The sequence below is a fragment of the Chryseobacterium sp. TQ-BC-N36 genome (assembly GCF_058382295.1).
This window is the reverse complement of sequence record NZ_CM178175.1, coordinates 289,573-303,031: the sequence shown is the minus strand read 5'-3', so window position 1 is coordinate 303,031 and position 13,459 is coordinate 289,573. Positions and strand designations below refer to the sequence as shown.

Sequence of the window (13,459 nt, the reverse complement as noted above, 5' to 3'; positions counted from 1 at the left end):
TTCTCTAAAAATGATAACAACAGTATAGTAAGGTTACATTTTTTTAAATTTCTGTACAGGATACGGGATCTCTGATATAAAGGTCCTGGGTCTGAAACTGTTGAGTATTTATCTGCTCTTTCAAGTACTACAGGTTCGCAAGAACGCCTGATGAAGACTTTATCTATTCCGGATCTCCTGTAAACTTGTCAATCCAATTCGTTTTATTTCAAAATCCATGAATTAATTGTAGATAAAAAGAATTCTTAAAACTCCTTTTATTTCATAGTGCAAAACTATTACTCAAATATTAGTAACAGTTAAGAGCAAAATTAAAGTTTAATTAGAGACATATTACAGTGTAATTAAAATTGAGAATCAGCTCTTTTTCTGTTCACAAAGACGATCGTGAGTGCTTTTAAGATCTTTCAGTGTCAGTTTTCCAATCAATATCCTGAGATTTTAACTGAACTATATATCTATCTAACAAGGCATTGCATTCATTAATTTTCTAAATCACAATCACAACAGTACAAAAAAAGAGTCTCAAAAAGCTTTAACTAAAAAAAGAACTTTGGTTAATTTTATCATACACCAGTAAAAAACATTCAAAAAATATAAACCAGACATATATAATATATGTTTTGATCTTTTGGGATTCATACATCATCATTTCCAATATGAACCTATAATTTTACGAATATTCACAAACAGAATTCATTTTCACTAATCATTGAGATAATTCTTAATGAAGAACTTTTTCCTATGAAAAAAACAAATATTTTACTTACTGGAATAACGGGAATATTGGGAAGACATATCTTCTATGAACTCCTGCATGAATATGCAAATAATAAAAAAAAGGGCACACTGATTGTTGTTATAAGACCCAAGGCAGGGCAGACTGCGTATGAACGATTACGATCTATTGTGAGGCATCGTTTCAGACCAGCATATTTAAATAATTATACTGAAAATGAACTGTTACAGTATGTTATATCAATTGAATCAGACATTGAGGCCCTGAATAACACACACTTCACCACCCTGGAGAGCTATGACAATATCTATGTAATTCATGCCGCTGCAGAAACCGACTTATCCAACACTTCCACCGCTCATGAAAAAATATTTGTCAATAATTATTTAGCCTCCAAACATTTACTGGAATGGTGTTCTCCCAATCTATATAAGTTTATTTTTATCAGTACCACTTTCTCAATAGGCCATTATGATCCTGTGGTCTATGATCAGTATATTTCATTTGATGCCAATAACCATCCGGTACTGAAGCCAATATTATCCCACAGGATTCCTTATGAAGAGTTCAAAATAAAAATGGAACAGGAGCTTATACAGTATTGCCAGCAGCAAGAAAAGAAATGGCAGATCATAAGGCCTTCCACTATATGCGGACGCATGCTCGATGAGCCATTATATTACACACCTGAGTTTAATGTATTTTACTTATTAGGTAAGTTTCTGTTAGCATGCTCTTCAACAGACATTATTCACAGAGGGGAAACATTCAGAATTGAATCAAATCCTACCGGCACTATGAATATTGTCCCTGTTGATTATGTAGCCAAAACAATAATCCGTGCATTTGAAAACGATGCCATTGACCAACTGAATGCAGTGAGCCAGCGTCAGGTCTCTGTTGCCTATTTACTTCAATCCATCTGCAGTTATACAGGAGTAAAATGTGAGTTGGCAGAACACCCTCCCTTACGGGAAACGATGACGGAAGCAGAAAAGCAGTATTATGAAGTAATGGCTCCCATACTGTCTTATTATTTAACCTTACCTGTTCATCAGTTTGATACAAGTACACTCAAAGAAATCATGACAGATATTCCTGATATAGATGTTGAAAAAGGACTGAAGGATTTATATGCGTTTGCTTACGAAAATGAATTCAGATCACTTTAGACTATTTTAAAGAAGAAACTTACCCTAATCATTTAAAATAAGATATGAAACAAAAAAAAATTGCCATTATTGGAATTGGTTGCCGATATGCCGGAAATATGAACAATGCTGAAAGTTTCTGGAATCAGTTGAAAAACTGCAAAGATGCTGTAACTGATGTTCCGGCAGACAGATGGAATTTGGACAAATTCTATGATCAAAATGAAGATGCCCCGGGAAAAATGTATACCAAACGGGGGGCATTTTTGAAAGAAAGTATTTATGACTTTGATTATAATTTTTTTGGCATTTCTGCCAGGGAAAGTATGACACTTGATCCTCAGCAAAAACTTTTGCTTGAAATAGCATATGAAGCATTTGACGATGCTGGGCTTGATATTCATATGCTCAAAAAAACAAAAACCGGAGTTTTTATTGGAGGATTTATGCTGGACAATTTATTGTTACGGACTTCAGGTGACACCTTGAGATACATCAACACGCATACACCTACGGCCGGTACAGCTACCTTACTTTCTAACAGGCTATCCCACACTTTCGACCTGATGGGCCCTTCCTTTAGCGTTGATACAGCCTGTTCTTCATCTATGGTAGCTGTTCATCTGGCTTGTCAGGCTATTAAAAATAATGAAACTGAACTTGCCATTGCAGGAGGAGTCAATATAATGATCAATCCGGTGGCCAGCATATTGATGAGCAAAGGAAAATATCTGGCTAAAGATGGCCGCTCCAAGGCTTTTTTCGAACAGGCTGACGGGTATGGAAGAGGTGAAGGTGCCGGTATGATCGTATTAAAAGAGCTGGATAAAGCTATAGAAGACAATGATATTATTTATGCTGTAATTGAAAGCACTGCAATTAACCAGGACGGAAGGACAGAAGGGATCTCCCTTCCCAATCAGGAAGCTCAAATCAATGTTATTAAAGACGCTCTTAAGGCAGGTAATATCTCTCCAGCTTCCATTGATTATATAGAGGCTCACGGTACCGGCACAAAAGCAGGTGACCCAATTGAACTGGGAGCTTTAGGCAGTATATATGGCAAAGATAGAACAGCACCCCTGCCTGTCGGTTCTGTAAAAATAAATATCGGACATACAGAAGCGGCTTCTGGTATTGCCGGAATTATAAAAGCTGCATTGGTACTGAAAAACAAAGAAATTTTACCTCATATGAATCTTGGGCCCCTGGCCACCAATATACCTTTTGAGCAGCTCAACATCAATATTCCGCTACAAGGAGACAGCTGGTATTCAAAAACGCGGCCTGCTTATGCTGCTGTCAATTCTTTTGGTTATGGAGGAACAAACGGTCACGCCATTTTATCAGGGTTCGATCCCATCTCTGCTCCTGTTCCTAAAGAACAACCTCAGCCATATCAATTTGTTATTTCAGGAAAATCATTAAAATCACTGAAAGAAAATGCCTCTAATTTGTTACAATTCCTTGAAGATAAGAAGGATATATCCTTAAGTAATTTAGCATATACCTTAACCCGGAGAAAAACCATACACGAGTTTGCCTGGTTACTGGAAGCTGAAACCCAGGAGGAATTAATATATGCTCTGGAACTAAAATTACAGAAAGAGGAATACCCTAAAGCATCTGCAACCAATGACCAAAGATTGGTATGGGTATTTACAGGCATGGGTCCCCAGTGGTATGATATGGGAAAAGAGCTGTACAATGAGAATACTATATTTAGAGATACTCTGGACAAATGTGACGCTCTTTACAGTGCTGTTGCCGGTTATTCACTGCTTGCTGAAATGCAAAAGCCAGAGGCCCTATCTCAGATTACAAAAAACAATTTGGCTCAACCTGCTAATTTTTTTATACAAATAGGGTTAAGCGAGATGCTGGCATCGAAAGGAGTTCATCCGGATGCAATAATTGGGCATAGCGTAGGAGAAGTTGCTGCTGCAGTGGTTGCTAAAGCGATAACATTGGAAGACGGAGTCCGCATGGTGTATCAAAGAGGGAGAATCCTTCAAAAAATAGCAGGGAAAGGTACCTTGCTGTCCGTAGGACTAAGCTTTGAGAAGGCTACGTATTATCTGCAGTCATTTCCTGATCTGGAAATAGCAACCATTAATTCTCCTCAGTCTCTAACGATTGCCGGCACTGAAAATGACTTAAGCCTACTCGACAGAAAGCTCACCATTGATGGTGTTTTCTCAAAATTTGTACGGGTAGAAGTTGCTTACCATTCTTCACAGGCTGAAGAATTGAAAGAGGAATCTATGGAAGCATTTTCCTTTGTAAAGCCCACTTTACCTACAATCCCATTATACTCCACTGTAACTGCCGAACTTGTAGACTCAGTGATCCATAATACTGATTACTGGTGGATGAATATACGGTATGAGGTATTTTTCAGTCAGGCTCTTGGAAAGCTTATTCAGCAAGGATATACCAATTTTATGGAAATTGGCCCTCATCCGGTGTTAAGCGGTTCTATCAGAGAAATTGCCGCAGATAAAGGGACAAGGGTAAATACTTTTTACACCTTAAAACGTCACACAGAAGAAAATGCTTCCATCAATACCAATATAGAAGGACTGATAGGTGCTGGTATTAAAGTAGAGTTAAATTCCGGGCTTAAAGCTCAGGTGATCAGATTACCTGCTTATGCCTGGGATAAAGAATATTGCTGGACACAAGCTGCTGAAATCAGTAATTACTTAACTGGTGAGAATAATCCAAATCCTTTTTTGCAAGAAAAACTGGAAGGTCCCGATATTTGTTGGAAAACACAGGTCAACAGGCCGGCACTATCCTACCTCAAAGACCACCAGATCGGAAACAGCATTATTTTTCCGGGAGCCGGCTATATAGAAAGTATATTATCTGTACTATCCACTAAGTCAAACTCAGGAACATTCATTATTGAATTTATAGAATTCATCTCGCCTTTATCTTTTAGAGAGGGAGAATTTCCAGAGCTTTTTACAGCGCTAAATTCTGACGGGGCTTATTCTATTTCATCTAAAATCAATGATAACTGGACCGTTCATTCAAAAGGGATTGCATGGGCTTCGGACAAATTTGTTCCTTTACCTGCCAAAGACATTTATGCATTACTCCTATTTCCTGATGTCTTCAGTAAAACTGACGCTTATAATTATTTTGCATCGATTGGATTAAATTATCAGGCAGCTTTTCAAACGATTTCATCTTATTCATTTTTTAATGGCAATGAGATTTTTTCTGTTTTACAAAATACAACAACAGAAACATCAGATACACAGTCTATTTTACATCCTACGATTCTGGATGGAGCATTTCAGTCTCTTTTATTACTTTCAGCCAATACTCATCCAGGTAAAACCTATTTACCCGTCAAAATTGATAGCATTAAGGTGTTTGCTCCTTTGCCTTCTACCGTCTATTGTATAGCACAGATCACTGAAGAAAATATAAATAATCTTTCAGGAAATTTACAGTTGCTCGACCAAAACGGAAACATATTGGCTGACATTCAGGGTTTGTTCTGTAAAAAGGCTCAGGTCAGCAGTGAGATCAGCCAACAGCAAAACTGGATCTACAAATATAGTTTTGCTCCATATCAGCTTAGTGGGAATAATGATTTTGTGAATATCCCCTTATTGGTTACCGGTGATTATTCGGTATTTAACAGTCTTTCTTTTCCTCCCGCATTTCCTGTTGAGTTTGTCCTGATCAGTGAATTAGATTCAATAGAAAATAAAGAATTTCAGCTATTATATCTGGCATCTGGCGGGGAAAAAAATAGTGAGACTGATTCCTCAGCTGATTACCATCAACTGATTAGATTACTGCAACATCAGGGTGTAAAGAAACATCTGAAGCGTTTATTGCTATTGGTACAATATGGTCTTGCTGATGAAACGGTTCCTGTAGTGGAGAAAATAAATCCCCATCACACAGCACTGGCCGGTTTTGCCAGAGTAGTTGCTATTGAGACTCCTGATATACAATTAAAAACAATCGATATACAAAGTCCGCTGAATGAAAATGAATTACAGACACTTTTACAAAGTTCATTTGAAGAAGAAGAACTGATTTATACACAGTCCGGATGGAATCAGGGTAAATTGGTTTTGGATGATGTTTCTTTTCCGCAAAGAGCCAAAAGCGCAGCAAAGAAGAAGCCCGGTCAGGCGTTCAGTTTCGATATATTACAAAAAGGCAAAATTGACAGTCTGGTTTTCAGAAACATAGAAATTGAAAACCCCGGCATCCACGAAGTACAAATCGAAGTCGCTGCATCTTCCCTTAATTTTAAAGACGCTATGAAGGCAATGGGACTATTAAATGAATCAGCGCTGGAAAATACCCTCTTCGGAACTCATTTTGGAATGGAAGGCGCTGGTATTATCACCCGGTTACATTCATCCGTTACTGAATTTAAAGTTGGGGATAGAGTTTATTTCAACGGTAATGGTTTGAGAACCCATATTAATGTACACCGTGATTTTGTACACAAGTTGCCTGACCACATTTCTTTTCAGGAAAGTTCAACTTTCCTGGTTTACCTTACTGCCTGGATTACATTGATTGAACTCGGACATTTACAAAAAGGAGAACGTATCCTTATTCATGCAGCCGCAGGCGGTGTAGGATTGGCCGCTTGCAATATAGCATTAAGTAAGGGGGCAAAAGTATTTGCAACTGCGGGTACTGATGAAAAAAGAGCGCTATTGAAAAAAATGGGCATTGAACACCTGTATGATTCAAGATCACTAAATTTTTATGACGAAATATTAAAGGATACTAATGGAGAAGGGGTTGATATGGTATTAAATTCACTGGCTGGCCCTGCTTTACACAGAAGCTTACGTCTTATCCGTACTTCAGGAAGGTTTATAGAAATAGGCAAACAGGACATTACAAGCAATTATAAATTATCACTTCTTCCCTTCAACAAAAGTATACAGTTTATTGCTTTCGATCTTGATAAAAGTTTCCTCATATCACCTCTTCGTTTTCGGGATTCTTTTGACAACTTCCTTCAGGCTTATTCTGAAAAACAATTGCCACCACTTCCCTATGAGGTTTTTATGGCAGGACAGAGCAGGGAAGCATTTAAAAAATTAGCTTCCGGGACTTATTCCGGAAAAGCAGTCATCGATTTTACAGACCAGACACTTGAAACCGTTCCTGAAGTAAAAGAAAGCTTAAGCTTTAAGGAAGATGAAAGTGTTTTAATCACCGGAGGTTGTAGTGGTTTTGGACTGAGAACTGCACTATGGTTTGCAGAACAAGGGGTGAAACATCTGATACTGGCGAGCAGAAAAGGCCAGATCGCTCATGAGGAAAAAACGATCCAGGAAAAAATAGAATCCTACGGCTGTAGAGTTTATCCGCTTCAATTAGATGTTACCGATGAATATTCTGTTAAAAGTGCTGTACGTTTTTCTGCTGAGAAAGATCTGCATTTGATTGGTATTATTCATGCAGCAGCTGTACTTGAAGACTGTCTTGTGGAAACAATTACCCCAGCTGTTTTTGACAAGGTATTTCTGCCTAAAGCACAAGGTGCATTATACCTCCATGAGCAAACCAAAGATATCCCGTTAAAGTTTTTTGTATGCTATTCATCCGGATTAAGCTACACAGGTAATCCGGGACAGCTGGCTTACGTTACAGCCAACTCCTTTTTAGATGGACTTGCATTAGACAGAATAAGACAGGGATTGCCGGCAACCAGCATCAGCTGGGGGGCTATTGCCGAAACAGGTATGGTAGCAAGAACAAAAATGGCACAGACACATTTGAATAATATTGGTTTTAAACTTATATCTCCGGTATTCGGACTCAACATCATGGGTGATGCTCTAAAGAATTTCCAAAATCATATTGGCATTATCGATGTAGACTGGAATACAATGACAGACTCACTTCCGGGTTCCTGGAAAAGATTAAGCGGCTTGCTTGATAAACAACAGCACGAATCTTCATCTCCTTTTGTACGTCATCTTTTTACCATGGAAGAGACAAAATGGGATGATACTATGATAGAAGGGATCAAGGATTTAATTGCTGAGATTACCGGAGGGAATAAAGATGTTTTAACTCCCGATACCAAATTAACAGATCTTGGATTTGATTCTATAATGTCAGTTGAATTAGTTGTAGCCATTCAATCTAAAATGGGCATTAATTTATCCATTATGGAAATACTTGGCGCGACTACTATTGTCCAGCTGACACAGATTACTAAAGCAAAGATCCTCATTCATAAATCTGCATTAAAATAATCATGAAGGTTCTGTAACTGGGATTATCTTGCTATCAATAGTTAAATCTGGATTTTCAATAATTGTGAAAATCCAGATTTTTTATTTGCCGGTTGATCTGCAGTATTCAATATGCCAATCTGCAGAATAATATCAGAAATTGTTTAAAAGTTCTTTTGTTCAGAACTTTTAAAGCCTTTACTTCCAAATACTTGAGAAACAACCTGCAATTACTAAAATTTGTCAAAAAAAGTAATGGTATTATGAAAAGAAAGATTTTATTTGTTATTCCCTGTAACAATTCTTTAGGAAGTTTTCTCACTGAAACATTTCGTCCTTATTTTATTTTTATAAAAAATAAATATTCAGTTGACTTTGCGGTAAGCCAGGAACAAAGTCCATCCAGAATCAGTAGAACAAACGATCTGCTTGATATTAGTTTTCTCAATGGAGGGTATTATAAGAAAACATTTTCTCTCGAAGAAATCAATGTAGAAAATTATAGTGCTGTTTATATTCCGGGAGGGCTTGCTCACATGATAAATAATAGGAAACTGCAGAATTTTTTACTCAATATGTATGAAAAAGGAGTTGTAATTGGATTAATATGCAACGGCCCCATTTGCTTGCTCAATATCAAGTTAAGCAATAACGAATATCTGATAAAAGGAAAATACCTGACTTGTCTTAGCAACCAGGAAGAAAAAGATTATCAGACAGACACTCCCTTTTTTTTAGAGACAGCGTTAATAGAAAGAGGAGCTAAATACAGTTCTGCAGCTCCCTGGAAATCTCATATAGTAATTGATGGAAAACTGATCACAGGACAAAATCCGGCATCTGGAAGACTTGTAGCAGAAGCTATTATTTCAGTTTTAGAAAATAAATGACAAACACTGTAACCTGTTTAATAGGAACAGTAATAATAATGTGTTATTCAGAATTCGAAATTAATAATGATTAAAAAATAAAAAATGATACTAGAAAATTTTAAAATAAAAGAAACGATGAAGGGTGTTTCATTACTATTAATAAGGCTAATTGTCGGATATGGTTTCTATAATGCCGGTTTTATGAAAATATTAGATGCTCCGTCCAATGCCATGTGGTTTGAAAGTATCGGCATTCCATTTCCAGTTGTTAATACATGGTTGTCAGGATGTATAGAGCTGATTGGGTCAGTTTTCCTTATATTAGGTATATTTACAAGAAGTACGTCCATTATTTTAATTTTTGTAATGCTGACTGCTATTTTTACAGCCCACCTGGGGAATGGCTTTTCCGCGGCAAACAATGGATATGAAATAAATGTATATTATATTATTATGTTGTATACCCTCATAGAGTATGGATCTGGAAAACATAGTTTACTATCTTTTCTCTCTCATAAAAAAATAAAGAAAGTAATTGATAAATGATACTTAGGTATTTTAATACGTAAATAATAAAAAATGATAGAATCTGTAAGAAAAGCGTTATTAATCTTGGAATATGTTGCTCAAAATGGAAATGATGTTCGTCTTCAGGATGTAGCCAATTCACTGGATATGAAGAAAAACACGGTTCATAGCTTTTTTAAAACGTTTACTGAACTGGGATACATGGAAAAAAATGATGGAACACCAAGATATAGGATTAATTCTAATATTAAGAATCTAATCCCCCCATCTGCAGATGTTTTTAAATTAAAGCAATATTTCCGCCCTATTCTGAAAAAAATAACTGAAAAAACGGGAGAGACCTCTTATTTAACAGTTCAGAAAGGAAGTTCAATATGTCACGAACTTATCTGTGAGCCTGATCGTAATGTTAAAATTTCTCTGGAGCCAGGTAAAGATACGCATCTCAAAAATTCTGCATTGGGAAATATTTTTATCACGTATTCTATGCATTTAAAAAAGATGGTATCAGGAGAAAACTGCTCAAAGGAAGATCTAAGGTTATTAAATGAAAAAATAGCATTCATTCAGCAGAATGGTTTTGCTATTGAAACTGAGCAGTTCAAAAAGGGACAAAATTGTATTGCTGTTCCTATATTCGAAGGAATGCGTCTGGTCGCAGCCATTGGTATATCAGGGTCGTCCGATACATTCAATCAACATGAAATGTTCAAAGCTGTCAGGCTTATTCAATCATACTTATCTAAAATAGAGTTTTAAAACAAGCGTTACCTAAAAAAAAGAATTTTATATAAGCTGGATTTCAGGTTTAGTAACCATAGATAAAATTAGATATCATCTCTGATTTTACTTTGATTGCATTTCTCATTTTTAAATTTAATAAACATCAAAAAGCAGTTCTTAAAGACTGCTTTTACTATTTTTTGAGATTATGTACAATGATAAGCAATCGGTCTCCAATATAATTACAAAAAAGACTTGGCTAAGTTTGTATATTCAACTGTATAGCGCTTTTTATCTTTTCCTATATAGATAAACTTATATTTTGGTAATTGTTCCTTATTCAGTTTTATATCTTGTTTGTTATCGATAGTAATCACAACATCTTTATTGTTTACAATTATGCAGGCAGCTGTAAACCCAAGCATCGGTGCGGTTTTACCTCTTTTATTAATAATTAAACTATCTCCGTTTTTAACCGTTATAAAATTATCGAATTCGGATGTAAAAGTCAAAAATGATTTATTTTTATCATATGCGTTAAATTTTTCAATTAGCACTTTAGATCTCACATTATCAACAATTTCCGCCTCGACACCATACTTTTCAGACGTAGTAACACTTGTACATCCGATAAAAGCAAATAATAAAAAAGAAATCATTCCATTAAGTATTTTCATAATTTATCTTTTAGATTCTTGTTCTATTAATTTTATGATCTCTGTTCTTTGTTTGAGAGTATTTTTTGTACAGGTTGCCCTCTCACGCATTAAAAATATCACAAAAAATGTGATTTATAATCCATATTGAAATAAAAACTTCAAAAATAGACACCATTCGTTGATTAAACAGTTTAAATATCCATGGCAAAGCAAGAGTTATTATTCATTAAAACCACTTTTTATGGACTATTGATATATTCAGATATTTATTAGGATTAAAGATAAAATGTCAAGAAGTAATTTAAACATCATATTAATACTTCTCTTCAGTGGTATTGTGGATTTAGTAATCCAATGATTACTGTTTTCATACAGATCGCCATTCATAGTGGACAGGACGATAGACCTTGAATCTCCAATAAGAAAAATCATATGATTTGTTATTTGAAAAGAAAAGAACTCCTTGAATTTTTATCAAATACTTTACCTTGCTCTGACAGCAACATAATAAATATTTTATTATGACCAGATCATTTTCAATAGAAATGAGGTTGTCTTTTAACTCCTAAAAACTATTTTTTAAGCTCCTGCAAAATATACATTGCATTCTGATTGTCCGGATCTAACTTTATTGATTTCTCATAATTTTCAATCGCGTTATGTTTATTCCCATTTTTCATAAATGCTTCTCCAAGACTGTCGTAAGCATTTGCAGACTTTGGATTATTTTTTACATTCTCTGCGAAAATTTCGATAGCATTAACAAAATCGTTGTTATTTAGCCTTTGGTATCCACTCTCATTAACGAGATCTTCATCTGGAATGATCTGATAACCATATTGTCGCGAAAGAGCATCAAAATGATTTCTGATATCCTCATATGATTTCACCATTGAAGCATCCCGGGGATTCAGGTACCATTTTGAATATATAAATTTTAATCCATCGTACATACTCTGATACCCTACGGAGAAATGATCCTCACCAGAATATTGTTTAAAATACCAAATCAAGTTCTTATCTGCATATTTTTTCAGGCTCTCATGCAATGTTTTAACAGGAGCAAGGCCATCAGGCTCGTCACCAATGGAAAGATATAAATAACTAGTATGATTCCCATTCTTTTGTAATGCTCCGCGAAATTGCTTTAAAATTGCAGTATTTCCGTCATAAATGGCTGGGCTGATGATAATATATGATTGGAATAACTCAGGCCTCTCTTTCTTACAGTACAGTGAAAACAGGCCTCCAAGGGAATGTCCTTCCAGTGTACGATAAGGTACTGTTCTGAAATTAGATTCAATGAAAGGAATAGCCTCCTGCTTCAAGAAACTTAAAAACTTTTCTGCGCCGCCAGTATTACGCAAACTATTGTCAAACTTTCCATGAAAGGTCATGGAGTGGACCGGAGTAAAATCACGCACCCTATCCGTATTAACTATTCCTACAACAATAGATTTAGGCATACGATATCGATCAGAAAGAAATCTTTCCATTTCGGTAACATAGGCAAAGTTTTGGTCGGGATCCAAAAGATAAATTACCGGATAAAGCTTTTCTCCTCTATCATAACCTTCCGGAAGATAAATCCAAAACTGACGTTCCTCATTTAAAACTTTTGAATGGAATACTTTACTAATCTGATTCCTAACTGGAAGCGGCTCCTGAGAATAGCTTAAACTTATGCTTGATACCACCAGCACAATTATTAAAATAAGTTGATAAGCTAAGGTTTTTCTATTTATAATCATAGGCTTTATATCTTACTGGTATTCAAAATATAGCAAATATAAAAAGAAAAACTTACCCACTTATCTCCCGTTCTGCCTCTCACCGTTTCAGCACAACCCCATATTTCGACGATCAATAAGAGATAAAACCCTAGCTTCATTTAAAAAGCAATCAAAACCAAAAAGGGATAATAATACGACTTGAAAATAAACAGCTTGCTCTACACAACATCTTTTTAGAAAATTCTGTTCAGCTTTTAAGAAATAAAAAAAGAGACAACTTTAACAGTTATCTCCTTAAGTGACCCGGCTGGGATTCGAACCCAGGACCCATACATTAAAAGTGTATTGCTCTACCAGCTGAGCTACCGAGTCGGCCGCTTACTTTTTCAAGTAAATCCCTTTGTTTAAGGGACTGCAAAGATAGAAACTTTTTCTTTATTTACAATACTTTTAAGGCATTTCACCACCTTAATAATGCTAACTTTTACGAAATCAGAGACAAAAAATTTCCGTACTGTTTCAGCTGCTATAATTTTTGAGTTTCAATTCATGTAAAAATGAGCAGTGCATCCCGGTCACAAACAAAATACGGATGATTCAGTAATAATCTATTTTTTATTTACACCCGTTAGTACCAGCACGAACGTCTTTCTTTAAAATGTAAGGAAAAACCTATTGATGGCATCTAAAAAAATATTTTCAAAACTATTACAGGATACCGATACAAAAGATATTTCCAGGTTAGCCATGTATAGAAATTTCATGTAGCTTTGTTATACCAATAAATTGGTTATTGTAATGGAAGATCTCCC

Annotated in this window: 7 protein-coding genes and 1 tRNA gene; 5 read left to right on the top strand and 3 right to left on the bottom strand. The window is 35.6% G+C overall.

The genetic code is table 11. The features are described from left to right. Window positions 1–744 precede the first annotated feature (744 nt). The 5 genes from AC3FI7_RS01280 to AC3FI7_RS01260 all read left to right on the top strand — a co-directional run bounded on the left by AC3FI7_RS01280 (window position 745) and on the right by AC3FI7_RS01260 (window position 10,291). Window positions 745–1,911: an SDR family oxidoreductase gene (locus AC3FI7_RS01280; RefSeq protein WP_491461213.1), complete on the top strand. Its 1,167-nt coding sequence runs from the start codon at window positions 745–747 to the stop codon at window positions 1,909–1,911. 44 nt (window positions 1,912–1,955) lie between these two features. Further along, window positions 1,956–8,153 carry an SDR family NAD(P)-dependent oxidoreductase gene (locus AC3FI7_RS01275; RefSeq protein WP_491461212.1) on the top strand — a complete coding sequence of 2,066 codons (6,198 nt, stop codon included), beginning with the start codon at window positions 1,956–1,958 and terminating at the stop codon, window positions 8,151–8,153. Between the two features lie 242 nt (window positions 8,154–8,395). Then, a complete protein-coding gene (locus tag AC3FI7_RS01270) occupies window positions 8,396–9,022 on the top strand; it encodes a type 1 glutamine amidotransferase domain-containing protein (RefSeq protein ID WP_343658122.1) in 627 nt (208 codons plus the stop codon). An 84-nt stretch (window positions 9,023–9,106) separates the two neighbouring features. Continuing rightward, complete coding sequence (locus tag AC3FI7_RS01265) at window positions 9,107–9,550, top strand: DoxX family protein (protein WP_491461211.1); 444 nt, start codon at window positions 9,107–9,109, stop codon at window positions 9,548–9,550. 33 nt (window positions 9,551–9,583) lie between these two features. Beyond that, window positions 9,584–10,291, top strand: a complete 708-nt coding sequence (locus AC3FI7_RS01260; protein WP_491461210.1) for an IclR family transcriptional regulator — start codon at window positions 9,584–9,586, stop codon at window positions 10,289–10,291. Window positions 10,292–10,497: 206 nt separating this feature from the next. Here AC3FI7_RS01260 and AC3FI7_RS01255 read toward each other — a convergent pair whose 3' ends face one another. The 3 genes from AC3FI7_RS01255 to AC3FI7_RS01245 form a co-directional block, all read right to left on the bottom strand. Next, window positions 10,498–10,932, bottom strand: coding sequence for a hypothetical protein (locus AC3FI7_RS01255; protein WP_491461209.1), 435 nt, complete (start codon window positions 10,930–10,932; stop codon window positions 10,498–10,500). A 554-nt stretch (window positions 10,933–11,486) separates the two neighbouring features. Beyond that, entirely contained in the window at window positions 11,487–12,665 is a 1,179-nt protein-coding gene (locus tag AC3FI7_RS01250; protein WP_491461208.1) for an alpha/beta hydrolase-fold protein, read from the bottom strand. A gap of 281 nt (window positions 12,666–12,946) precedes the next feature. Next, a tRNA-Lys gene (locus tag AC3FI7_RS01245) sits at window positions 12,947–13,019 on the bottom strand. Window positions 13,020–13,459: the final 440 nt, after the last annotated feature.